The organism is Streptomyces catenulae (assembly GCF_000718015.1).
GTDB classification, from domain to species: domain Bacteria; phylum Actinomycetota; class Actinomycetes; order Streptomycetales; family Streptomycetaceae; genus Streptomyces; species Streptomyces catenulae.
Window position 1 is genome coordinate 84,061 of record NZ_JODY01000015.1, and the last position, 23,900, is coordinate 107,960.

A 23,900-nucleotide genomic window follows, 5' to 3' on the forward strand; every position below is an offset into this window, starting at 1 on the left:
CTTCCCAGGCCAGGGGCGTGCGACCGGGAACCGGACGCCCCGCGGGCCGCCGGGCCGCGCCGCGCCGTCCGCGCCGCGCGGCCCGCCGCGGTCACCGCAGCGCCGCCTTCATCATCGCCCGGGCGACCGGCGCCGCCAGACCGTTGCCGGAGACCTCGTCGCGCGCGGCGCCGCTGTCCTCGACCATCACCGCGACCGCCACCTGCCGCCCCCGGTCGTCCTGCGCGTACGAGACGAACCACGCGTACGGGGTACCGCTGTTGTCGACGCCGTGCTGCGCGGTGCCGGTCTTGCCGCCGACCGTCAGCCCGTCGATCTTGGCGTTGGTGCCGGTGCCCTGCTCGACGACGGTGCGCATCGCGGAGCGCAGCTGCTCGGCGGTGTGCGCCGACATCGTCCGGCCGTACGTCTTCGTGCCCGGCTCCTCCAGGGTGTTGCCGGAGCCGTCGGTGAGCCGGTCGACCAGCTGCGGGGTCTTCAGCTCGCCGCCGTTGGCGATGGCGGCGGCGACCATCGCCATCTGCATCGGCGTCGCCTGGTCGTCGAACTGCCCGATGCCGGAGAGCGCGGTCTGCGCCTCGTCCATGTCCTTGGGGTAGACGCTCTTGCCGGTCCGCACCGGGGTGTCGATCTTCCCGTCGTTGAAGCCGAACTTCTCCGCCTGCGCCCGGACCTTGTCCTGGCCCAGGTCGGCGGCCATCTTCGCGAAGACGGTGTTGCAGGAGTAGCGGAGCGCGGTGCGGATGTCGGCGTTCTCGCACGGCGCCGAGGCGCTCTCGTTGGTCAGCTGCGTGCGGGTGTGCGGCAGCGTGTACGGGTCGGGGCTGCGGGTCGGCTCGTCCACCGAGGAGTACAGCCCGTCCTCCAGCGCCGCCGCGGCGACGACCAGCTTGAAGGTGGAGCCGGGCGGCAGCGACTGGCGCAGCGCGCGGTTCACCTCGGGGCTGTCCGGGTCGTCGCTCATCGTCCGCCACGCCTTGGCGTCCTTGTCATCCGATCCGGCGAACTTCCCCGGGTCGTAGGAGGGCGTGCTCACCATTCCGAGGATCTTGCCGGTCGCCGGGTCGAGGGCGACGGCGGCGCCCTTCTTGCCGCCGAGCGCCGCGTACCCGGCCTTCTGCACGGACGCGTCGATCGTGGTGGCGACGTCGCCGCCCTTGGGGCGCTTGCGGGAGAGCGCGTCCACCGGGGACTGCAGGCGGCTGTCGGTGCCGTCCAGGAGGTCGCCGTAGAGCGCCTCCAGCTGGGTGGAGCCGTAGACCTGCGAGGCGAAGCCGGTGACCGGTGCGTAGAGGGCGCCGTCGGTGTACGTGCGCTTGTACCGCAGCGATCCGGAGGTCTCGGCGGAGCCGGTGACGGGCCGGTCGTCGACGAGGATGTTGCCCATCGGGGCGGCGTACTTCCCTATGGTGACCCGGGGGTTGTGCGGATCGCTCTGATACGCGTCGGCCTTGGCTCCCTGGATCCAGGTGACCCAGCCCATCAGCGCGACGATCAGCGTCAGGCAGAAGACCGAGACCCGGCGCAACGGTTTGTTCATGATCGGCGCGGCTCCTCACGATTCGGGCGGTTCCTCCGGAAACTCCGGGGCCCCGCCCCAGGGTCACCCGTCTTGATGAGAGCGCGATGAAAATGACCTTTCGGCCCGGCCGGGGAACTTTTCCGCGTATTCCCCCCTCTTGGTCGGAGGGGTCTTGGCGGGCCCCTTCCGGTACGAGTGGACGGAATACGGGAGCGAAGAACGTGCCGCCGACACGTCAGCGGATGCATCTGGTGCTGCTCACCGCCTGGACGGTGCTGTGGTTCGCCGTGGTCGAGCCGCACGGCGGCTTCTCCTGGCACTATCTGCGGGCGGGCGGCGAACTCCTCTACCAGGGCTCCGCCGGCGACGGCACCGGCGGCCTCAACCTCTACGCGCACCACCCCGAGCTCCAGATGGGCCCGGTCAGCTTCCTGGTCGCCGGGGTCTTCAACCCGTTCCCCGAGGCCACCGGGCAGTTCCTGGCCGCGGCGCTGATGTCACTGCTCGGCCTGGTGATCACGGTGCTGGCCGGGCGCAGCGCCGCCGAGTACTTCCTGGGCACCGGCACCAACCACCGGCGGCTGCGGCAGCGGGTGCTCGTCGCCGGTCTCGCGTTCATCCCGATGTGGATCGAGGTCGCGGTCCGCTTCGGCCACCTCGACGACGTCCTCGCGCTCTTCTTCACCGCCCTCGCCGTCCGGTTCCTGACCCGCGGCAGCCCGGCGGCGACCGGCGTCTGCCTGGCGCTGGCGATGGACGCCAAGCCGACCGCGCTCGCCTTCCTGCCGCTGCTGCTGGCGCTGCCCCGGCGGCAGTGGCTGCGGGCCGGGCTGTGGTGCGCGGCGCTGGTCGCGGTCGCCTGGCTGCCGTTCTTCCTGGACTCCCCCGACACGGTCGCCGCGGCGCGCTTCACCATCCCCAACCATCCGGCGTCCGCGCTGCGCTGGCTGGGCGTCGGCGACCCCGAGACACCCGGCTGGGACCGCCCCGCCCAGGCCCTGCTGGGGCTGACGCTCGGCTCGCTGGCGGTGTGGCGGGGCCGGTGGGCCGCCGTGGTGCTGCTCGGCGCCAACGCCCGTATCGTCCTCGACCCGAGCGTCTACACGTACTACACGGCGTCGGTGCTGCTCGGCACCTTGCTGTGGGACGTCATCGGGCAGCGGCGGCTGGTGCCGTGGTGGAGCTGGCTGGCGCTGCTCACCCTCTACGGCAGCGTCTTCGTCGTCCCGGACGACGCGGCGCGCGGTCTGATCCGGCTGGGCTTCGTGGCGGTCTCCACCGCGTACGTCCTGCTGTGGCCGGTACGCGAGCGGGGACGGCGCAGGCCCCCCGCCGGTGAGGGCGAGGGGCCTGCGGTGCACATCCCGGGGCAGTCCCCGGGTGCGGTCATGCCTGCGGGAGCGCCGCCAGCTGAGCGGTGATCCGGACGAGGTCCGCCTCGGCGGTCTCCAGGCGGCCGCGGATCTTGTCCACGACCTTCTCCGGCGCCTTGGCGAGGAACGCCTCGTTGCCGAGCTTGCCCAGCGCCTGCGCCTTCTCCTTCTCTGCGGCGGCCAGGTCCTTCGTCAGCCGCTTGCGCTCCGCCTCGACGTCGATCGCACCAGAGAGGTCCAGCGCGACGGTGGCCCCGGCGACGGGCAGCGACGCGGTGGCGCTGAACGCCTCACCGGCGGGCTGGAGCCGCAGCAGCGCGCGCATGGCCGTCTCGTGCGCCGCCAGCGGCGTACCGGCCAGCTCCAGCTGCGCGGGCACCTTCTGACCGGGCTGGAGACCCTGGTCGGAGCGGAACCGGCGGACCTCGGTGACGACCTGCTGGACCAGCGCGATCTCCTGCTCGGCGGCCTCGTCCCGGAAGCCGGAGTCGGCCGGCCAGTCGGCGACGACCAGCGATTCGCCGCCGGTCAGCGTCGTCCACAGCGTCTCGGTGACGAACGGCACGATCGGGTGGAGCAGCCGCAGCGTGACGTCCAGGACCTCGCCCAGGACCCGCGCCGAGACCTTCGCGCCCTCGCCACCGGCCATGAACGTCGTCTTCGACAGCTCGACGTACCAGTCGAAGACCTCGTCCCACGCGAAGTGGTAGAGGGCGTCGGCGAGCTTCGCGAACTGGTAGTCGTCGTAGTAGGCGTCGGCCTCGGCGACGACGGTGTTCAGCCGGGAGAGGATCCAGCGGTCGGTGGCGGAGAGCTGCTCGGCCGGGGGCAGTTCGCCCTCGATCGTCGCGCCGTTCATCAGCGCGAAGCGGGTGGCGTTCCAGATCTTGTTGGCGAAGTTCCGGGACGCCTGGACCCAGTCCTCGCCGATCGGCACGTCGGTGCCGGGGTTGGCGCCGCGGGCCAGCGTGAACCGCAGGGCGTCGGAGCCGTACCTGTCCATCCAGTCCAGCGGATTGACGGTGTTGCCGAACGACTTCGACATCTTCTTGCCGTGCTCGTCCCGGACCATGCCGTGGAAGGCGATGGTGCGGAAGGGCACCTCGTCCATCGCGTACAGGCCGAACATCATCATCCGGGCGACCCAGAAGAACATCAGGTCGTAGCCGGTGACCAGCGTGGAGTTCGGGTAGAACTTCGCGAGGTCCGCGGTCTTCTCCGGCCAGCCCATCGTGGAGAACGGCCACAGACCGGAGGAGAACCAGGTGTCGAGGACGTCGGTGTCCTGCTCCCAGCCCGCGCCGCTCGGCGGCTGCTCGTCGGGACCGACGCAGACCATCTCGCCGTTCGGACCGTGCCAGACCGGGATGCGGTGGCCCCACCACAGCTGGCGGGAGATGCACCAGTCGTTGAGGTTGTCGACCCAGTCGAAGTAGCGCTGCGTCAGGTCGGCGGGGTGGATGTTCACCCGGCCGTCGCGGACCGCGTCGCCCGCCGCCTCGGCGAGCGTCTCGACCTTGACCCACCACTGGAGCGACAGCCGCGGCTCCAGCGTGGTCTTGCACCGCGAGCAGTGGCCGACGGAGTGGACGTACGGCCGCTTCTCCGCGACGATCCGGCCCTCGGCGCGGAGCGCGGCGACGATCGCGGAACGGGCCTCGAAGCGGTCGAGCCCCTCGAACGGGCCGTGTGCGGTGATGACGCCGCGCTCGTCCAGGACCTCGATCGACTCCAGGTCGTGGCGCTGGCCGATGGCGAAGTCGTTGGGGTCGTGGGCGGGCGTCACCTTGACGGCGCCGGTGCCGAACTCCGGGTCGACGTGGGTGTCCGCGACGACCGGGATCGTCCGGCCGGTCAGCGGCAGCGCGATCCGCTTGCCGATGAGGTGGGCGTAGCGCTCGTCGTCGGGGTGGACGGCGACCGCGGTGTCACCGAGCATCGTCTCGGCGCGGGTGGTGGCGACGACGATGGTGTCCTCGCCCTCGCCGTACTTCATGGAGACGAGCTCGCCGTCGTCGTCCTGGTAGTCGACCTCGATGTCCGAGATGGCCGTCAGACAGCGCGGGCACCAGTTGATGATGCGCTCGGCGCGGTAGATCAGCCCGTCGTCGTACATCTTCTTGAAGACGGTCTGGACGGCGCGGGAGAGGCCCTCGTCCATGGTGAAGCGGTCGCGGTCCCAGGCGACGCCGGTGCCCAGACGGCGCATCTGCCCGGCGATCTGGCCGCCGGACTCGGCCTTCCACTGCCAGACCCGCTCGACGAACGCCTCGCGCCCCAGGTCGTGGCGGGACTTGCCCTCCTTGGCCAGCTCCCGCTCGACGACGTTCTGGGTGGCGATGCCCGCGTGGTCCATACCGGGCTGCCACAGCGTCTCGTAGCCCTGCATGCGCTTACGGCGGGTGAGGGCGTCGATCAGGGTGTGCTCGAAGGCGTGGCCCAGGTGGAGCGAGCCGGTGACGTTCGGCGGGGGGATGACGATCGTGTACGGGGGCTTCTCGCTCTTCGCGTCGGCGGTGAAATAGCCCCGCTCCACCCAGCGCTCGTACAGCGGCCCCTCTACGTCGGCCGGCGTGTACTGAGTCGGCAGTTCGGGGGCGCTGTGGTGGCTCTGCTGAGTGTTCTCGGTCACGACCGACAGTGTACGGGCGCGGATGTCGCAGCTTCGAATCGGTTTCGCCCCCGGGGCACCGACTGTCAGCGGCGTCGTACAGGATGTGTCGGGGCAGGACACAGCCTGCCGCCAGTAGTCACGAGGGGAACCGCTCCATGAGCTTCAACCAGCCGCCGCCCGGACCGTACGGCCAGCAGCCGCAGCAGCCCGGACCGTACGGTCAGCCGCAGCCCCCGGCCCCGCAGCCCGGTTACGGCTATCCGCAGCAGGGCGCCCCGGTGCCCCCGCAGCAGGGCTACGGCTATCCCCAGCAGGGCGCACCCCAGCAGGCGCCGTACGGCCAGCCGCAGCAGCCGGGCCCCTACGGCCAGCAGCCGCAGCCCCCGTACGGCCAGCAGACGCCCTACGGCGCGATCCCGCAGGGCCCGCCGCCCGCCTCCGGCGGCAACGGCAAGAAGATCGGCCTGATCATCGGCGGCGTGGCGGTCGTCGCCGCCATCGCGGTCGGCGCGTACTTCGCCTTCGGCTCGGGCGGCAGCGTCCCCCCGTACACCATCGTCCTCAAGGACAAGCTGGTGAGCGGCGAGTACACCAAGGCGCCCGAGCAGCCCGGGGCGCAGGAGGGGGCCAAGGACTTCTCCGACGACAAGGACCTGCGGACGATGGGGATCACCAACGGCAAGGCCGTCACGGGGTCCTACTCCAACTCCGGCGGTCAGCTCCTCGGCGTCACCGGCATCTACGGCGAGGTCGCGGACCCGAACTCGGCGGTGGACGCCCTCTTCGCCAAGATCGACGAGCAGCAGAAGAAGTCGAAGGCGACGATCGAGACGACGGTGCCGACCGCCTCGTACTCCCCCGACGACTTCGACGGCGCCGTGCTGAAGTGCCGGACCCAGAAGATGACGGTCTCGGCCGGTGGCGCCTCCGCCGCCATGACGGCGTCCACCTGCATCTGGGCCGACAGCAGCGCCGTCGGCGTCGTCAACTCCCAGGCCAAGCCCGACCCGACGGGCGCCTCCGGCGCGCAGGCGCTCTCCGCCGAGCAGCTGTCGGACAAGACCGCGAAGGTCCGCAACGAGGTGCGCCAGGAGAAGTGACCCTCCGCGGGACCGACGAGAGCCGCCCGGCAGCGCGTGCGCTGCCGGGCGGCTCTCGTGTGGACAGGGGGCGCTACGCGCTCTTCTCGTGCGGTTCGCCCGACTCGCCGCGGCTGCGCGGCACCAGGGTCGGGTTGACGTTGGAGTGCACGACGTCCTCGGTGATGACGACGCGGGCCACGTCCTTACGGGAGGGCACCTCGTACATCACCGACTGGAGGACCTCCTCCATGATGGCGCGCAGACCGCGGGCGCCGGTCCCGCGCAGGATCGCCTGGTCGGCGATGGCCTCCAGGGCCGGGCGGTCGAAGTCCAGCTCCACGCCGTCGAGTTCGAAGAGGCGCTTGTACTGCTTGACGAGGGCGTTGCGCGGCTCGACGAGGATCTGCAGCAGCGTCTCGCGGTCGAGGTTGTGGACCGAGGTGAGGACGGGCAGCCGGCCGATGAACTCCGGGATCATCCCGAACTTCACCAGGTCCTCCGGCATGACGTCCTTGAGCTGGTCCTTCGACTCGATCTCGCGCTTGGAGCGGATCGTGGCGCCGAAGCCGATGCCCTTGGCGCCGGACCGCGCCTCGATGATCTTGTCCAGACCGGCGAACGCGCCGCCCACGATGAACAGCACGTTCGTCGTGTCGATCTGGATGAACTCCTGGTGCGGATGCTTCCGCCCGCCCTGCGGCGGCACCGAGGCGGTGGTGCCCTCCAGGATCTTCAGCAGCGCCTGCTGGACACCCTCGCCGGAGACGTCACGGGTGATCGACGGGTTCTCGCTCTTACGGGCGACCTTGTCGATCTCGTCGATGTAGATGATCCCCGTCTCGGCCTTCTTGATGTCGAAGTCCGCGGCCTGGATCAGCTTGAGCAGGATGTTCTCGACGTCCTCGCCGACGTAACCGGCCTCGGTGAGGGCGGTCGCGTCCGCGAAGGCGAACGGGACGTTCAGCATCCGGGCGAGGGTCTGCGCGAGCAGGGTCTTGCCGGAGCCGGTGGGGCCGAGCAGCAGGATGTTGGACTTGGCCAGCTCGATGCCCTCGTCGCCGCGGCCACCGCCGTTCTCGCCCGCCTGCACCCGCTTGTAGTGGTTGTAGACAGCCACCGAGAGGGCCTTCTTGGCAGGCTCCTGGCCGACGACGTAGCCGTTCAGGAACTCGTAGATCTCGCGGGGCTTGGGAAGCTCTTCCCAGCGCACCTCGGAGGTCTCGGCGAGCTCCTCCTCGATGATTTCGTTGCAGAGGTCGATGCACTCGTCGCAGATGTACACACCAGGTCCCGCGATGAGCTTCTTCACCTGCTTCTGACTCTTTCCGCAGAACGAGCACTTGAGCAGGTCGCCGCCGTCACCGATGCGTGCCACGAGGTGCTTCCCCTTCGCCTGGGATCCGCATTGCTCCTACGGACCCGGGTGCTTGCCTATCGACGGTACCTTGCCGGGCCCTTCGTACGGGCCCCCCTTGGACCGACTCCGTCGACTCGGTCCAAGGGGGCGGGCGTCCGGCGCCTGTGCGCGGTACCGCTAGCCCATCGAGACCGACGCCTTGCGCGTCGACACGATCTGGTCGACCAGACCGTACGCCAAGGTCTCCTCGGCAGTCAGGATCTTGTCGCGCTCGATGTCGTCCCGGATCTTCTCGATCGGGGTGGAGGAGTGCTTGGCCAGCAGATCCTCCAGCTGCGAACGCATCCGCAGGATCTCGTTGGCGGCGATCTCCAGGTCGGAGACCTGACCGCGACCGGTCTCGCTGTACGGCTGGTGGATCAGCACCCGGGCGTTGGGCAGCGCCATCCGCTTGCCGGGGGTACCGGCGGCGAGCAGCACGGCGGCGGCGGAGGCCGCCTGGCCCATGCAGACCGTCTGGATGTCGGGCTTCACGAACTGCATCGTGTCGTAGATCGCGGTGAGCGCCGTGAAGGAGCCGCCCGGGGAGTTGATGTAGATCGAGATGTCACGGTCGGGGTCCATCGACTCCAGGCACAGCAGCTGCGCCATGACGTCGTTGGCCGACGCGTCGTCGATCTGCACGCCGAGGAAGATCACCCGCTCCTCGAAGAGCTTCGCGTACGGGTCGTACTCGCGCACGCCCTGCGAGGTGCGCTCGACGAAGCGCGGCACGATGTAGCGGGACTCGGCGCGCGGGCCGGAAAACTCGGACTCGGCGCCCTGGTACAGGCCGCTGCCGGGGAAGTTGTTCATCGGGAGGTTCACCGTCCTGGTGGCGATCAAGGGGCTGGGTGGCTGTGGGGCGAGTGGTCCGCGGGCTCAGGCCCCGGTGCCGCCCCCGCCCGGAACGCCGGCGGCGGAGGTCATGACGTCGTCGATGAGGCCGTACTCCTTGGCCTCGTCGGCCGAGAACCAGCGGTCACGGTCGGAGTCCTGGGTGATCCGCTCGACGGTCTGACCGGTGTGGAACGCGGTCAGCTCGGCCATGCGCTTCTTGGTGTGCAGCAGCCGCTCGGCGTGGATCTTGATGTCCGACGCGGAACCGGCGAGACCGGCCGAGGGCTGGTGGATGAGGATCTCCGCGTTGGGCAGCGCGAACCGCTTGCCCGGGGTACCGGCGCTCAGGAGGAACTGCCCCATGGAGGCGGCCAGGCCCATGGCGATCGTCACCACATCGTTCTTGATGTACTGCATGGTGTCGTAGATCGCCAGGCCGGCCGAGATCGAGCCGCCCGGGGAGTTGATGTAGAGGAAGATGTCCTTGTCCGGGTCCGCGGCCAGGAGAAGCAGCTGCGCGGTGATCTTGTTGGCGATGTCGTCGTCGACCGGCTGGCCGAGGAAGATGATCCGCTCGCCGAGCAGCCGGTTGTAGACCTGGTCGCCGAGGCCACCGAAGGTCGGCTCAGCGGCGGCGGAAGGCATCGGGATCGTCACGTGTCCACCTGCTCGTTGTCGGACGGTACGGAACCGTCTCAGCGTCGTCTGCCGGGGCGTGGGGGTCTGCGCCGTACGGTGTGGCCCCGGCGCGTTCGGAGACTCCCCTGCCCTCGTATCTACGGACCCTAACGCGCAGGTCGGACAACGCCATCCCGCTTGGTGAACTGTTCGCTGTGAGCGCAGGCTCACCAGGCCGTGACGAGCACGGGCCCGAACACACGCAGCGGCGCGTTCGGGCCCGTGATCAAGGGGTGCGGGAGGGTGCCGGAGCTCAGCTCTCGGTCTTCTCCGCGGCCTCGGTGCCCTCGGCCTCGGCGACGACCGTCTCGGCGGTCTCGTCCTCGTCGTCGTCCAGCTCGACGGCCTCGCCGTTGCTGTCCTTGACGGTGGCGGCCTCGACGACGACGGCGAGCGCCTTGCCGCGGGCGACCTCACCGACGAGCATCGGCACCTGGCCGCCCTCGACGACCGCCTGGGCGAACTGGTCGGGGGACATACCGGAGGACTGCGCGCGGCGCATGAGGTGCTCGGTGAGCTCCTCCTGGCTGACGTTCAGCTTCTCCTTGTTGACCAGCTCATCGAGGATGAACTGGGTCTTGATGCCCTTCTCCGCCTGCTCCTTGGTCTCGGCGTCGAACTCCTCCTCGCTCTTGCCCTGGATCTCCAGGTACTTCGCGAGGTCGAGGCCCATCTGGCCGAGCTGGTGGTTGACGAGGTTGTGCTTGCGGGTGTTGATCTCGTCCTCGAGAAGCTTCTCGGGGATCGGGACCTCCACGAGCTTCAGCAGCTCCTCGAGCACCTTCTCCTGGGCCTGGGTGGCCTGGTCGTACTTCTTCATCTGCTCGAGGCGCTTGGCGCTGTCGGCCTTCAGCTCGTCGAGCGTGTCGAACTCGCTGGCCAGCTGCGCGAAGTCGTCGTCCAGCTCGGGCAGTTCGCGGGCGGCGACGGCGGTGACGTCGACCTTGACCTCGGCCTCCTTGCCCTGGGCGGAGCCGCCCTTGAGCTCGGAGGTGAAGGTGGCGGTGCCACCGGCCTCGACGCCCTTGACGGCCTCGTCGATGCCGTCCAGCAGCTCACCGGAGCCGACGGTGTAGCTGACGCCCTTGGCGACGCCGTCCTCCAGGACCTCGCCGTCCACCTTGGCCTCGAGGTCCAGCGTCAGGACGTCGCCGTCCTGCGCGGCGCGCTCGACCGGGGAGGTGGAGGCGAAGCGCTCACGGAGCTGCTCGACCGACTTCTCGATGTCCTCGTCCGACACGGCGACCGCGTCGACCTCGACCTCGATGCCGGAGTAGTCCGGGATCTCCAGGGTCGGGCGGATGTCGACCTCGGCGGTGAAGGCCAGCAGCTCGCCGTCCTTCAGCTCGGTGATGTCGACCTCGGGCTGGCCGAGGACGTTCAGCTCACCCTCGTTGACCGCTTCGGTGTAGAACTTCGGGAGCGCGTCGTTGACGGCCTCCTCCAGCACGGCGCCGCGACCGAACCGCTGGTCGATGACGCGGGCAGGGATCTTGCCCTTGCGGAAGCCCTTCACCGTGACCTGCTGGTTGATCTTCTTGTACGCCGCGTCGAGGCTGTCCTTGAGCTCCTCGAAGGGCACCTCGACAGTGAGCCGAACCCGGGTCGGGTTCAGGGTCTCCACGGCGCTCTTCACGGTTCGGTCTCCTTGGGGCTGACTTCTGGGGTTCTGCTCGGATCTTCCGGGATGCTCCCGCGCTGCGGGCCCCGGCCGATCGCGCCCGGTACAGAGACACACGGGCACGCAGCTTGCATAGTAACCGCAAGGACGAGGGCACCGACAATGCGACCTCGCGGGCCCCCACGGAGGGCGCCCACGGCGCGGGTGACGTGGCCAGACCCCACTTCCGAATTTTCGGAAGTGGTTGGCTGCGGCCGCGCCCCGGGGAACCGGTCACCAGGACGTACGCCGTGAATACTGCTGGTCGGGGTGGCCGGATTCGAACCGACGACCTTCCGCTCCCAAAGCGGACGCGCTACCAAGCTGCGCCACACCCCGTCGGTGCGACACAGAGGGTACATGGCCGATGGCGCTGCGGCTGCCGGATATCCGGGCACGGTCAACCGGTGTGCGGTGGAGGGGTCCGACCCGCTACAGTGCACTGCGTGCCGGGGTCGCGACGACCAGTGGCATCTGCGGGCGTAGCTCAATGGTAGAGCCCCAGTCTTCCAAACTGGCTACGCGGGTTCGATTCCCGTCGCCCGCTCAGCGCGGTGAGAGGCCCCGGACCGGTCGGTCCGGGGCCTCTTGTCGTACGCCTCGCCATCGCGCGCGGGCGCCCGCGCGCGGCGCTCTAGGGTGACCGGCATGGAGATCTGGATCAATCCCGCGTGTTCCAAGTGCCGTTCCGCGGTCGGCCTGCTCGACGCGGAGGGGGCGCGGTACACGGTGCGCCGCTATCTGGAGGAGCCGCCGACGGCGGACGAGATCCGCGCCGTGCTGGAGCGCCTGGGTCTGGAGCCGTGGGAGATCACGCGGACCCAGGAGGCCGAGGCGAAGGAGTTGGGGGTGGCGTCCTGGGAGCGGTCGGACGCCGGGCGGGAGCGGTGGATCGAGGCGCTGGCCGCGCATCCGCGGCTGATCCAGCGGCCGATCATCACCGCGGACGACGGCACGGCGGTCGTCGGGCGCAGCGAGGACGCGGTGCGCTCGGCGCTGGCGCGGGGCACCGGGAGCTGACACGGATACGGGGCCGGGCCGCGGGTGCGGTCCGGCCCCGGGGCCGGCGGGCGGCGCCGCGCGGTGTGCCACCGGGCGGCGGCGGGGCGCTCAGAACGTGATGTGGTTGATCGTGTCCGCGAGGGAGTTGAAGAACCGGTTTATGGACGGGGCCATGCCGGTGGAGGCGAGGAAGAACCCGAAGAGGATGGCGACGATCGCCGGGCCCGGTTTGATTGTTTTGCCGCGGATCAGCACGATCAGCACGATCCCCAACAGCAGCACCACTGACAGCGACAGAGCCACACTGATCACACCCTCGGTCGGAAGCCTCACCGGCCGGGAAGTGTGCAGCTGCGCACACCCCCGCAGGCACCCATCGTGCCACCAAGTCACTTCCCACCGCATACGGGTGACGAATCATCGGCCAAGGCTTTGCCCGCTCCGTGCGGTCGAGGGGCGAAGCGGAGGAACGTCACGCTCGTACGGCGGGCCGGGGGCGTTTCGGCAAGGTGCCAGGAAGCGGGCGCGGGGCGGCCGGGCGGGGCACCGTACGGTGCGGGCGGTGCGGAGGGAAACGACGCGCGCCGCGGGAACGCCAATTCGGCCGGAATATTTCGCTACCGCTGGCCGATAAGTGACGTTCGCCACGCGGCTATTCATCGGGTGACGCACGCCGCATTCACCGCGCGGAAGCCGGAGCATATTCCCTGATGTGACATCACTCATGTATGCCACGGCGGCGTGTCGACGGCGCGGGGGCGACATTCCTTCCGGCGGGACCCTCGTACCTTATCGACCGTTTTATGGGGGTGAAATGCCCCAAAACGGTGCGTCGGGTGTGGAGTTCAGGGAGGTGCGCGGGTTATTGCGGGGGCGCGGTACGGAAAGGGATCACGTCGGGGCGGGGCCGCTGTACGGCGCTTACCTGGGGGAATGGTGAATTGCCCGGTGGTGGTTTTACGCATTCGACGGATCGCCACTAGGGTGCCTCAGATGTTTCCGCCTGTGCCGACCTCGCGACGTGCTCTCCCCGCGGTCCGGGAGGGGGCGGATGCGCACCCGGCGCCGCCCTCGGGCGGACCGGCGCCCGCGCGGGGGCGGGACGCGTTCTTCGACAATGCGAAGTACCTCGCCATCGTGCTGGTGGCGATGGGGCACTCCTGGGAGCCGCTGACCGACGGCAGCCGCGCCGCCGAGGCGCTGTACATGACGGTCTACGCCTTCCACATGCCGGCGTTCATCATCATCTCCGGCTACTTCTCCCGCAGCTTCGACATGCGCAAGGACCGGCTCCAGCGGCTGATCACCGGCGTCGCCGTGCCGTACATCCTCTTCGAGGTCGCGTACACCTTCTTCGCGCGGTGGGCGAACCACGATCCGAAGATGCCGATCAGCCTGCTCGATCCGTGGTTCCTGACGTGGTTCCTGGTCGCGCTCTTCATCTGGCGGCTGACGACGCCGCTGTGGAAGGTGGTCCGCTGGCCGGTGCCGCTGGCGCTCGCCATCGCCGTCGCCGCCTCCGTCTCGCCGGAGATCGGGGACGATCTCGACCTCCAGCGGGTGCTGCAGTTCCTGCCGTTCTTCGTGCTGGGGCTGAATCTGAAGCCGGAGCACTTCGCGTGGGCGCGGCGGCGGGCGGTGCGGATCGCGGCGGTGCCGGTCTTCGCGACGGCGGTGGTCGTGGCGTACTGGGCGGCGCCCCGGATGACGTCGGCGTGGTTCTACCACCGCGACAGCGCGCAGGAGCTGGGGACCACCTGGTGGGCCGGTGCCGTGATGTATCTGGCGCTCTTCGGGTGCTCGCTGGTGCTGACGGCGTGTTTCTACTCCTGGGTCCCGACCCGGCGGACGTGGTTCACGGTGCTGGGCGCGGGCACGCTCTACGGCTATCTGCTGCACGGCTTCCTCGCCAAGGGCTCCCGCTTCTGGGGCTGGTTCGACGACTACGCCTGGCTGCACACGCCGCTCGGGGAGATCGCGGTCACCCTGATCGCCGGTGCGGTGGTCACGGCGCTGTGCACGCCGCCGGTCCGCAAGGTCTTCCGGTTCGCGATGGAGCCGACGATGGCGTGGGCGTTCCGTAAGGACCCGGAGGACGCGCGGCGGACGACCGCCGGGGGGAACGAGCCGGAGGCGGGCGCCCCGGCGGTGGGCGCGGACCGGGCGGAGCCGGGCAGCCGCGCCGCGGCGGCACGGTAGTTCCGCGGACTTCTCCCGAAAGTTCCGCGGACTTCTCCCGAAAAAAATCGGAGTTTCTCAACTCCCCTCCCCTCTCCTTCCGTTGACGCGCCGCGTCCGGGCGTACGGGCGGTCGCCGCTCCGGCTCCGGCCCGCGCTTCGCCGCACCCGGAATCTCCTTTGGTAATCTAACTATCGACCTTTTCTTGACCCTCTCTTGACCTTGGGTGTGAATTCCCGGCGCTTTGCCCGCTTTCGCCTTGCGGAGGGGCGCCGGTGATCCACCCGTTCAGCTGTCCGTCCCTCAGACCTTGGAGGAGCCATCGGTCACGCGCAGACCCTGATAGCCATGGGCGGGGCCTTTCTGGCCGCCGCCGTGCTCGCCCGCATCGGCCGCCGGATCGGCCTGCCCACCATCCCCCTCTTCATCCTGGCCGGGATCCTCCTCGGCCCGCACACCCCCGGCCTGGTGCTGGTCGCCGACCCGCACGACCTGGAGATGCTCTCCCTCCTCGGCCTGGTGCTGCTGCTCTTCTACCTCGGCCTCGAATTCCATGTGGACGACCTCAAGAACGGCGGGCGCAAGATGGCGCTGGCCGGTGGCGCCTATCTGGCACTGAACGTCGGCGCCGGTCTCGCCTTCGGCTTCGCGCTCGGCTGGGGGACGTCCGAGGCGCTGGTGCTCGCCGGGGTGCTGGGGATCTCCTCGTCCGCGATCGTCACCAAGGTGCTGGTCGACACGGGACGGCTGGGCAGTCCGGAGGCGAAGCCGATCCTCGGGATCATCGTCGTCGAGGACATCTTCCTGGCGCTGTACCTGGCCGCGCTCCAGCCGGTGATCTCCGGTGCGGACTCGTTCGGTGAGGCGGCGTTCGACGCGGGCAAGGCGTTCGGGTTCCTGCTGCTGCTCGCCGCCGCCGCGCGGTGGGGCACCCGGGTCGTCGACCGGCTGATCGCCACCCGGGACAACGAACTCCTCGTCATCTCCTTCCTCGGCGCGGCCGTCCTGGTCGCCGGGTTCTCCGAGTGGTTCGGGGTCGCGGACGCCATCGGCGCGTTCATGGTGGGTCTGATGCTGGGCGGGACCAGCTCCGGCGACCGGATCCGGGAACTGGTCCATCCGCTGCGGGACGCGTTCGGCGCGATCTTCTTCTTCGCCTTCGGCCTCTCCATCAACCCCGGTGACCTGCCGTCGGTGCTCGGGCCGGTGCTGATCGCCGTCGCGCTGACGGTGGCGATGAACGTCGCCGCCGGGCTGCTGGCCGCCCGGATCCACGGCTTCGGGCCGCGGCCCGCCGCGGGCATCGCCACCTCGCTGCTGGCCCGCGGTGAGTTCGCGCTGATCCTGGCGACGATGGCCGCGGCCGCCGGGCTGGACGAGCGGCTGTCGCCGTTCATCGCCGGATACGTACTGATCCTCGCGGTGCTCGGACCGCTCGCCGCCGGGCGCGCGGAGCTGCTGGCGCGGGTGCTGCCGGGCGGCCGTCGGGCCACGGCGGACGCGCCGGACGCCGCGGACCCGGCGCAGGAGGCGGCGCCCGAACCGGTCGGCGCTACGCGTCCCGGCAGATGAGAAGCAGCGCCCGGTCGTCGTTGACGTCCTTGGCGACCGCCTCGATCAGATGCCAGGCGGCGCCCGCGAAGCCGCCCGCGACATAGCGGTCGGCCTCGCCGGTCAGCCGGTCCATGCCCTCGGCGATGTCCCGCTCCGCGGACTCGACCAGGCCGTCGGTGAACATCATCAGCACATCGCCGGGGCGCAGGCGGCCCTTCACCGGGTCGAACTGCGCCCCGTCGTACACCCCGAGGAGCGGGCCCTCACCGGACTTCTCCTCCCAGCGGCCGCTCCCGGCGCAGAGCTGGAGGGCCGGGAGATGCCCGGCGGAGAGCAGTTCGTAGTCGCCGGACTCCAGGTCGAGGACGAGGTGGATGGAGGTCGCGAAGCCCTCGTCCCAGTCCTGGCGCAGCAGATAGCCGTTGGCCGCGGGCAGGAAGCTGTTCGGCGGCAGCGAGCCGAGGAGACCGCCGAAGGCGCCGGAGAGCAGCAGGGAGCGGGAGGCCGCGTCCATGCCCTTGCCGGAGACGTCGGTGAGGACGACCTCCAGGATGTTGCCGCCCTGGGTGCGGGAGGCGACGACGAAATCGCCCGAGAACGACTGCCCACCGGCCGGACGCAGCGCCATCTCGTGGTGCCAGCCGTCCGGCAGCCGGGGCAGCTCGCTCTGGACCCGGATGCGTTCGCGCAGGTCGAAGAGCATGGTGCTGCCGCGCCGCCAGGGCACGCCGACCCGGCTGCGGAACTGCGCGATCAGCAGACCGATCAGCCCGACGGCGGCGACGATCAGGACCGTGCCGGGCGTGATGCGCTCCGGTCCCTCGTCGTACGGGCCGAAGAGCGCCGCCTCCACGATCAGTGCGGTCGCGGAGGCGGCGTAGAGGACGAGGAGGTTGGCGGGGCGCAGGAGGAGGCCACCGGCGATCACCGGAAGGACCAACGCGGTCGGTCCGAACCACTCCGTGTGCCACAGGGTGCCGCCCGCGATGAACGCCACCGAGAGGAGCAGCGCGGCGAGGGCGGGTCCGTCGGAGCCGTCGCCGCGGAAGTAGTCGACCCCCGCCTTGCGCACGCCGACGCGGGCCCGGTGCAGCGCTTTGTGCAGCCGGGCCGTCAGGGGTTCCGATCCCGGGCGGCGAGTCATGTCACGGGGACTTTATCCACCCGTTCGGCGGCACGTCGATTCGCCGGACACAGCCCGGTGTGATTGCCGGGAATCCCGTTCGAAATGCGGTCGCGCTGCCGGAGAGCCTCCTGGTACAGGTGGCGTATGACGACAGAGGTACGGGTGTTGCAGCCGGACGAGGGAGACGTCTGGTACGGAAAGCTGGAGCGGGCCTTCAGCGAGGAGGAGACCGACGAGGAACGGGCCGCGTGGCGGGGGCTGATGGAGCCCGGCCGCTCCCTCGCCGCCTGGGACGACGGCGAGATCGTCGGCACCGCGGGCGCCTTCTCCTTCGGGGTGACCGTGCCGGGCGGGGCGTCGGTGCCCGCGGCCGGGGTGACGATGGTCAGCGTGCAGCCGACGCACCGCCGCCGCGGGGTGCTGACGGCGATGATGCGGCGGCAGCTGGACGACGTACGGGAGCGGGGCGAGCCGCTGGCGATACTGACGGCGTCCGAGTCCGCGATCTACGGGCGGTTCGGGTACGGCGCGGCGACGCAGGAGATGCGGATCAAGGCCGACACCACCCGGGTGGCCCCTTCGGCGCTGCCCGGTTGTGATGACGTACGGCTGCGGCTGAAGGAGCCGGACGAGGTACTGGCGGCGTGCGAGGCGGTCTACGCGCGGACGGTCGCGGGGCGCGCCGGGATGCTGGTGCGGCCGCCGGGCTGGGACCGGCTGATGATCCTCGACCCGGAGGACGACCGCGACGACGACGAGACCCCGTTGCAGTGCGTGGTGGCCGAGACCGGCGGAGAAGTGACCGGATATGCCCGCTACTCCGTGGTGATGGACTGGGCCGAGGCCGGGGCACAGGGCACCGTGCAGGTGCGGGAGCTGGCCGCGCCCGATCCGGTGGTGGGCGCCGCGCTGTGGCGCTATCTGTTCGGCATCGACCTGACGGCGTGGCTGACGGCGCAGAACCTGCCGGTGGACGATCCGCTGCTGCACCTCGTCCCGGACATGCGGCGGTGCCTGATCGGGCTGCGGGAGGCGGCGTTCGTCCGGCCGGTGGAGCTGGGCGCGGCGCTGGCGGCGCGGACGTACCAGGTGCCGGTGGACACGGTGCTCCAGGTGGCCGACCCGTTCTGCCCGTGGAACGAGGGCCGTTGGCGGCTGTCCGCCGACCGCACCGGCGCGGTCTGCGAGCGGACCACCGACCCGGCCGAGCTGGCGCTGTCCGTGCGGGAGCTGGGCTCGGCGTACCTGGGCGGCTTCACGCTGTCGGCGATGGCCGGGGCCGGGCGGGTGCGGGAGCTGCGGCCGGGGGCGCTGGCGGCGGCGTCGGTGGCGTTCGGCGTGGATGTCGCGCCGTGGCTGCCGCACGAGTTCTGAGCGGACGGGCCCGGCCCCACGGCGGTGGCCGGGCCCGGGGCGCGGTGTCCCAGGGCCCGGCGCGCGCCGTTCAGCCCGCGTGCGCCGGTTGGCAGCGCGGGCACCAGAAGAGGTTGCGGGCCGCCAGGTCGGCGGTGCGGATCTCGGTGGCGCACAGGTGGCAGGGCTGGTGGGCGCGGCGGTAGACGTACACCTCGCCGCCGTGGTCGTCGACGCGCGGCGGGCGGCCCATCGCCTCCGGCAGATGCTCGGGCCGTACGGTGTCGATCCGGTTGTGGCGGACGCCCTCGCGCATCAGGGCGGCGAGGTCGGCCCAGATCGCGTCCCAGTCGTCGCGGGCGAGCGCCTTGCCGGGGAGGTACGGGTCGATGCCGCGGCGGAAGAGGACCTCGGCGCGGTAGACGTTGCCGACGCCCGCGACGACCTTCTGGTCGAGGAGGAGCGCGGCGACGGTGGTGCGGCTGCGGGAGATGCGCCGCCAGGCCCGTTCGCCGTCGTCCTCGGGGCGCAGCGGGTCGGGGCCGAGGCGGTCGTGTATCGCCTGCTTCTCGGCGTCGGTGATCAGTGCGCAGGCAGTGGGTCCGCGCAGGTCGGCGTGGTGTTCGCCGGTGGCGAGGCGGAGCCGGACGGTGTCGGTGGCGGGCGGCGCCGGGGCGGTGCCGAAGCCGAGCTTGCCGAAGAGACCGAGGTGGATGTGGATCCATCCGGCGGGCCCGAAGCCGAGGAAGAGGTGCTTGCCGTGGGCCTCGGCGCGCTCCAGGACCCGGCCGTCGACGAGCGCCGCCCCGGCGGCGAACCGGCCCTGCGGGCTGCTCGCACGGACCGTCTCGCCCGCGAAGCGCTCGCGGTGGTCGAGGGCGAGGCGGTGGATGGTGTGCCCCTCGGGCATGCGGTGCGTCCTTCAGAAGGTGGTGCGCCCGCTCCCCCGGCGGCCGGGGAAGCGGGCGGCGTCGGGCTCGGGGCCGATCAGCCCTGGGGGTGGTGGGCCGGGATCGGGGGGAGTTCGCCGGTGGTCTCGTACGCCGAGAGCATCTCGATGCGGCGGGTGTGACGCTCCTCGCCGGAGTACGGGGTGGCGAGGAAGATCTCGACGAAACGGGTCGCCTCTTCCAGGGTATGCATCCGGCCACCGACGGAAATCACGTTTGCGTTGTTGTGCTCGCGGCCCAGCTTCGCGGTCTCCTCGCTCCAGGCCAGTGCGGCCCGGACGCCCTTGACCTTGTTGGCGGCGATCTGCTCGCCGTTGCCGGAGCCGCCGATCACGATGCCGAGGGCGTCGGCATCGGCGGCGGTCCGCTCAGCTGCACGGAGGCAGAACGGGGGGTAGTCGTCCTGGGCGTCGTAGAGGTGGGGACCGCAGTCGACGGGCTCGTGGCCGTGGGCCTTGAGCCAGTCGACGAGGTGGTTCTTGAGGTCGAAACCGGCATGGTCGGAGCCGAGATACACGCGCATGGCATGAGTGTGGCATGCGGAATGCGGCTCTGTGGCGCCGGGTCTTCGTACATATGGCGGGGAGGTTTCAGCCACTCTTCATACAGCTGAACAGGAACGGCAACGATCCGGAGTCGGATCTTCCTAAGTGGTCGGTGTCACCTGTCTAATGCGGGGACTCGAAACCGAGAACCACTGAAGGACGGTGCACATGGGCACGCACCCGCCTACCACGGACGGGCTTCAGGCAGGACTCAAGAACCGGCATCTGTCGATGATCGCCATCGGTGGCGTCATCGGAGCCGGACTGTTCGTCGGGTCCGGAGCCGGTATCAAGGCCGCCGGACCGGGCATTCTCCTCTCCTACGCACTGACCGGACTTCTGGTCGTGCTCGTCATGCGGATGCTGGGTGAGATGGCCGCGGCCTCCCCCACGTCCGGTTCGTTCTCCGCTTACGCGGACCGTGCGCTCGGCCGCTGGGCCGGGTTCACCATCGGCTGGCTGTACTGGTTCTTCTGGTCGGTCGTGCTGGCCGTCGAGGCGACCGCCGCTGCCGCGATCCTCACCAATTGGGTCCCCGCCGTCCCGCAGTGGGCGTGGGCACTGTTGGTCATGATCGTGCTGACCGGTACCAACCTGATCTCCGTCGGCTCGTTCGGCGAGTTCGAGTTCTGGTTCGCCGGTATCAAGGTCGTCGCCATCGTCATCTTCATCATCGTCGGTGCGCTGGCCATCTTCGGTCTGCCCCCGGGCGACCACGCGGTCGGGCTGAGCAACTTCACCGGTCACGGCGGCTTCCTGCCGAACGGGCCCGGGGCGATCCTCTCCGGCATGCTGCTGGTGGTCTTCTCCTTCATGGGCAGCGAGATCGTCACCCTGGCGGCCAGCGAGTCGCCGAACCCGGTGAAGGCCGTGCGCCAGGCCGTCAACAGCGTCATCTGGCGGATCGCGCTCTTCTACCTCGGCTCGATCGCGGTCATCGTGACGCTGCTGCCGTGGAACGACCCGAAGCTGGACGCGAGCCCGTACGTGGCCGTGCTGGAGTCGCTGAAGATCCCGTACGCGGGCACCGTGATGGACGTCGTCGTGCTGACGGCGGTGCTGTCCTGCCTCAACTCGGGCCTCTACACCGCCTCCCGGATGGCCTTCTCGCTGGGTGAGCGCGGGGACGCGCCGAAGGCGTTCGCGAAGGTCAACAAGGGCGGCGTACCGGCCGTGGCGATCTGGGCGTCGGTGGCCTTCGGCTTCGTCGCGACGATCTTCAGCTACACCTCGCCGGACACCATCTTCCAGTTCCTGCTGAACTCCTCGGGCGCCGTCGCGCTCTTCGTGTGGCTGGTCATCTGCTTCTCCCAGCTGCGGATGCGCAAGGTCATCGAGCGGGAGATGCCGGAGCGGCTGACGGTCCGGATGTGGCTGTACCCGTGGCTGACGTACGCGACGATCGCGCTGATCCTCTTCGTCGTGGGCTACATGTTCTACGACCCGGACGGCCGTAAGCAGATGGTCCTGTCCGTCGTCGCCGCCGTCGTCGTCCTCGCCGTCGGCCTGATCCTGGACCGCCGCCGTCCCCGTGAGGCCGCCGCCATACCGGGGCAGGCTCCCGCCGCCGAGGCGCCGGAGGCCGCTGCCGCGCAGAGCGCGGACCGCGCCTAGCCGACCGGCAGGGGGAACGGGCCGGGCCCCGCAGTCACCATCTGGGTGAGTGCGGGGCCCGGCCCGTTCGCGTGTGCGCGGCCCGCGGTCAGCCGCGGCGACCGGCCAGTTTCCAGGCGGTCGGCAGGGCGCCCATCGCCAGCGCCGCCTTGAGGGCGTCGCCGATCAGGAACGGCACCATCCCGACGGCGAGCGCCTGGCCGAAGGAGATGCCGGTGGAGAGCGCGAGGTAGGGGACGCCGACGGCGTAGATCACGGCGAGACCGACGGCCATCGTCCCGGCGGTGCGCAGCGCGCCCCGGTCGCCACCGCGGCGGGCCAGCGCGCCGACGACGACGGAGGCGAGCAGCATGCCCAGGACGTAGCCGAAGGTGGCGCCGCCGGGGCCGGACCTGCCCTCGGCGAACCACGGCACGCCCGCCATGCCGACCGCGGCGTACAGCGCGAGGGAGGCGAGACCGCGGCGGGCGCCGAGGGCGGTGCCCACCAGCAGCGCGGCGAAGGTCTGGCCGGTGACCGGCACCGGGGAGCCCGGGACCGGGAGGGCTATCTGGGCGGCGACGCCGGTGAGGACGGCACCCCCGGCGACCAGCGCGGCGTCACGGACGCGGGCGCGGGAGGCGGTGGCGGCGGGCAGCAGATCGGCGAGGACCGCACCGGGACGGGTGAGAGCGGCAGTGCTCATCGGAACTCCGCGAAGGTCGGAGGGATACGGACAGGTCGGACCTGATGGACGGTAGTCCAGCCGGGCCACCGCGAACATCGTGTGGCGGCGACAAAGCGGCGGCGGGCGGCTTGGAGAGTTCCGAACATCCCCCATCCGCGTCCGGCGCAACCGTCCCGCGCCCCTTTTCGCAGGTCACGTGATGCTCATCACCAAGCGGGCGTACGTTTTGCGGTGGTCGCCGGGGCGGGGAAACTGTGAAGGACAGCCGGCCGCGCCACCCGCGGGGCCCCGCACCGCGTGAGAGTACGAGCCATGCACGACGCACCACCCTCCTCCGGGAAACCTCCGCTCGGAGAGGGGGCCGGCGAGCGGGAACCGCTCTCCGGGGGGCTCAAGCAGCGCCATCTGACGATGCTGGGGCTGGGCGGGGTGATCGGCGCCGGGCTGTTCGTCGGCTCCGGTGCGGGTATCGCGGTGGCCGGGCCCGGCATCACGGTGTCGTATCTGATCGCCGGTGCGCTGGCGATGCTGATCATGCGGATGCTGGGCGAGATGTCGGCGGCGATGCCGGCGTCCGGGGCGTTCTCGGTGCACGCGGAGCGGGCGCTGGGCCGCTGGGCCGGGTTCAGCGTCGGCTGGCTGTACTGGTTCCTGCTGGTCGTGGTGCTCGCCGTGGAGGCGACGGGCGCGGCGCAGATCGCGCACGGCTGGGTGCCCGCGGTGCCGCAGTGGGGCTGGGTGCTCCTCTTCATGGTGGTGTTCACCGGCGCCAACCTCGCCGCGGTGAAGAACTTCGGCGAGTTCGAGTTCTGGTTCGCCACGCTGAAGGTCACCGCGATCGTGCTCTTCCTGGTGCTGAGCCTGCTGGCGATCTTCGGGGTGCTGCCGGACACCGAGCCGGTGGGGCTCGCCAATCTGACCGGTCAGGGCGGCTTCCTGCCGCGCGGCTGGTCCGGGGTGGTCTCCGGGGTGCTGGCCGTGGTGTTCGCGTTCGGCGGTCTGGAGGTCGTCACCATCGCGGCGGCGGAGTCGGACGATCCGGCGCGGGCGGTGGGCCGGGCGGTGCGCAGCGCGGTGTGGCGCATCCTCTTCTTCTACGTCGGCTCGATGCTGGTGATCGTCACGCTGCTGCCGTGGTCGAAGCTGGTGCCGGGGAAGAGCCCGTACGTCGCGGTGCTCGACCACATCGGCATCCCCGCCGCCGGGCTGATCATGAACATCGTGGTGTTCGTGGCGCTGCTGTCGGCGCTGAACGCCAATCTCTACGGCGCCTCCCGGATGATCTTCTCGCTGGCGGAGCGGGGCGAGGCGCCGCGCGGGCTGCTGAAGGTGGCCGGTGGGGGCGTGCCGCGGCGGGCGGTGCTGGCGTCGGTGGCGTTCGGCTTCGTATCGGTGCTGCTCAATCTGGAGTGGCCGGATTCGGTGTTCCTCTATCTGCTGAACGCGGTCGGCGCGGTGCTGCTGTTCGTCTGGGCGCTGATCGCCGTCTCGCAGCTGCGGCTGCGGCGCCGGATCGAGCAGGAGGCGCCGGAGAAGCTGACCCTGCGGATGTGGGCCTTCCCCTATCTGACCTGGGCCGCGCTGGCGGGGATGGCCGCGGTGCTGGTGCTGATGCTCACCGATGCCACCGCCCGGCCGCAGCTGCTGTGGTCGGCGGGGGCCACCGCGCTGGTCCTGCTGGTCGCGGGCGTCCGCGAGGTGCGCGGGCGGACATCCCGGCGCTGAGGCGGAGTTGTGCCGCCATG

At 70.5% G+C, this 23,900-nt stretch carries 19 protein-coding genes and 2 tRNA genes; 9 read left to right on the forward strand and 12 right to left on the reverse strand.

What is annotated here, in order from left to right; translation table 11 throughout:
• Positions 1–91: 91 nt before the first annotated feature.
• Complete coding sequence (locus tag IF23_RS0115335) at positions 92–1,540, reverse strand: peptidoglycan D,D-transpeptidase FtsI family protein (RefSeq protein ID WP_030283908.1); 1,449 nt, start codon at positions 1,538–1,540, stop codon at positions 92–94.
• Positions 1,541–1,764: 224 nt separating this feature from the next.
• Here IF23_RS0115335 and IF23_RS0115340 point away from each other — a divergent pair, with 224 nt between their 5' ends.
• Entirely contained in the window at positions 1,765–2,943 is a 1,179-nt protein-coding gene (locus IF23_RS0115340; RefSeq protein ID WP_037678270.1) for a hypothetical protein, read from the forward strand.
• On the opposite strand, the gene IF23_RS0115345 is transcribed toward IF23_RS0115340, so the two are convergent.
• Positions 2,909–5,527: a valine--tRNA ligase gene (locus IF23_RS0115345; RefSeq protein WP_030283911.1), complete on the reverse strand. Its 2,619-nt coding sequence runs from the start codon at positions 5,525–5,527 to the stop codon at positions 2,909–2,911. The genes IF23_RS0115340 and IF23_RS0115345 overlap by 35 nt on opposite strands.
• Before the next feature lie 137 nt (positions 5,528–5,664).
• Here IF23_RS0115345 and IF23_RS0115350 point away from each other — a divergent pair, with 137 nt between their 5' ends.
• On the forward strand, positions 5,665–6,609 hold the full coding sequence (locus IF23_RS0115350) for a hypothetical protein (protein WP_030283912.1): 945 nt from the start codon (positions 5,665–5,667) through the stop codon (positions 6,607–6,609).
• A 73-nt stretch (positions 6,610–6,682) separates the two neighbouring features.
• On the opposite strand, the gene clpX is transcribed toward IF23_RS0115350, so the two are convergent.
• From clpX to IF23_RS0115375, 5 genes are all read right to left on the reverse strand, one after another.
• On the reverse strand, positions 6,683–7,966 hold the full coding sequence (gene clpX / locus IF23_RS0115355) for an ATP-dependent Clp protease ATP-binding subunit ClpX (RefSeq protein WP_030283913.1): 1,284 nt from the start codon (positions 7,964–7,966) through the stop codon (positions 6,683–6,685).
• Positions 7,967–8,125: 159 nt separating this feature from the next.
• On the reverse strand, positions 8,126–8,803 hold the full coding sequence (locus IF23_RS0115360) for an ATP-dependent Clp protease proteolytic subunit (protein WP_030283914.1): 678 nt from the start codon (positions 8,801–8,803) through the stop codon (positions 8,126–8,128).
• Positions 8,804–8,869: 66 nt separating this feature from the next.
• Complete coding sequence (locus IF23_RS0115365; protein WP_030283915.1) at positions 8,870–9,472, reverse strand: ATP-dependent Clp protease proteolytic subunit; 603 nt, start codon at positions 9,470–9,472, stop codon at positions 8,870–8,872.
• Positions 9,473–9,758: 286 nt separating this feature from the next.
• Complete coding sequence (tig, locus tag IF23_RS0115370) at positions 9,759–11,141, reverse strand: trigger factor (RefSeq protein ID WP_030283916.1); 1,383 nt, start codon at positions 11,139–11,141, stop codon at positions 9,759–9,761.
• A 286-nt stretch (positions 11,142–11,427) separates the two neighbouring features.
• Positions 11,428–11,504 (reverse strand) — tRNA-Pro (locus IF23_RS0115375).
• 137 nt (positions 11,505–11,641) lie between these two features.
• On the opposite strand from IF23_RS0115375, the gene IF23_RS0115380 reads away from it, so the two are divergent.
• A tRNA-Gly gene (locus IF23_RS0115380) sits at positions 11,642–11,712 on the forward strand.
• Between the two features lie 101 nt (positions 11,713–11,813).
• Positions 11,814–12,185, forward strand: coding sequence for an arsenate reductase family protein (locus IF23_RS0115385; protein WP_030283917.1), 372 nt, complete (start codon positions 11,814–11,816; stop codon positions 12,183–12,185).
• 90 nt (positions 12,186–12,275) lie between these two features.
• On the opposite strand, the gene IF23_RS0115390 is transcribed toward IF23_RS0115385, so the two are convergent.
• Positions 12,276–12,470 carry a hypothetical protein gene (locus tag IF23_RS0115390; protein WP_030283919.1) on the reverse strand — a complete coding sequence of 65 codons (195 nt, stop codon included), beginning with the start codon at positions 12,468–12,470 and terminating at the stop codon, positions 12,276–12,278.
• A gap of 690 nt (positions 12,471–13,160) precedes the next feature.
• Between IF23_RS0115390 and IF23_RS0115395 the strand changes: the two genes are divergently transcribed.
• Together IF23_RS0115395 and IF23_RS0115400 are read left to right on the forward strand one after the other, a co-directional pair.
• Positions 13,161–14,366, forward strand: a complete 1,206-nt coding sequence (locus tag IF23_RS0115395; RefSeq protein WP_078653997.1) for an acyltransferase family protein — start codon at positions 13,161–13,163, stop codon at positions 14,364–14,366.
• A 328-nt stretch (positions 14,367–14,694) separates the two neighbouring features.
• The gene (locus IF23_RS0115400; RefSeq protein WP_030283922.1) at positions 14,695–15,918 is read left to right on the forward strand and encodes a cation:proton antiporter; all 1,224 of its coding nucleotides are present in this window, start codon (positions 14,695–14,697) and stop codon (positions 15,916–15,918) included.
• Here the strand turns inward: IF23_RS0115400 and IF23_RS0115405 are convergent.
• Positions 15,899–17,044, reverse strand: coding sequence for a PP2C family protein-serine/threonine phosphatase (locus IF23_RS0115405; RefSeq protein WP_030283924.1), 1,146 nt, complete (start codon positions 17,042–17,044; stop codon positions 15,899–15,901). The two genes, IF23_RS0115400 and IF23_RS0115405, sit on opposite strands and share 20 nt — an antisense overlap.
• Positions 17,045–17,170: 126 nt before the next feature.
• Here IF23_RS0115405 and IF23_RS0115410 point away from each other — a divergent pair, with 126 nt between their 5' ends.
• Entirely contained in the window at positions 17,171–18,400 is a 1,230-nt protein-coding gene (locus tag IF23_RS0115410) for a GNAT family N-acetyltransferase (protein ID WP_030283925.1), read from the forward strand.
• 70 nt (positions 18,401–18,470) lie between these two features.
• On the opposite strand, the gene IF23_RS0115415 is transcribed toward IF23_RS0115410, so the two are convergent.
• Positions 18,471–19,289: an Fpg/Nei family DNA glycosylase gene (locus IF23_RS0115415; RefSeq protein ID WP_030283927.1), complete on the reverse strand. Its 819-nt coding sequence runs from the start codon at positions 19,287–19,289 to the stop codon at positions 18,471–18,473.
• A 77-nt stretch (positions 19,290–19,366) separates the two neighbouring features.
• Positions 19,367–19,852 (reverse strand): ribose-5-phosphate isomerase, encoded by a 486-nt coding sequence (locus tag IF23_RS0115420; RefSeq protein ID WP_030283928.1) that lies wholly within the window; start codon positions 19,850–19,852, stop codon positions 19,367–19,369.
• Positions 19,853–20,042: 190 nt separating this feature from the next.
• Between IF23_RS0115420 and IF23_RS0115425 the strand changes: the two genes are divergently transcribed.
• The gene (locus tag IF23_RS0115425; RefSeq protein WP_051739588.1) at positions 20,043–21,488 is read left to right on the forward strand and encodes an amino acid permease; all 1,446 of its coding nucleotides are present in this window, start codon (positions 20,043–20,045) and stop codon (positions 21,486–21,488) included.
• Between the two features lie 88 nt (positions 21,489–21,576).
• Here the strand turns inward: IF23_RS0115425 and IF23_RS0115430 are convergent, their stop codons facing one another.
• Positions 21,577–22,173 carry a biotin transporter BioY gene (locus IF23_RS0115430; protein ID WP_030283931.1) on the reverse strand — a complete coding sequence of 199 codons (597 nt, stop codon included), beginning with the start codon at positions 22,171–22,173 and terminating at the stop codon, positions 21,577–21,579.
• Between the two features lie 294 nt (positions 22,174–22,467).
• Here IF23_RS0115430 and IF23_RS0115435 point away from each other — a divergent pair, with 294 nt between their 5' ends.
• The gene (locus IF23_RS0115435) at positions 22,468–23,880 is read left to right on the forward strand and encodes an amino acid permease (protein ID WP_030283933.1); all 1,413 of its coding nucleotides are present in this window, start codon (positions 22,468–22,470) and stop codon (positions 23,878–23,880) included.
• Positions 23,881–23,900: the final 20 nt, after the last annotated feature.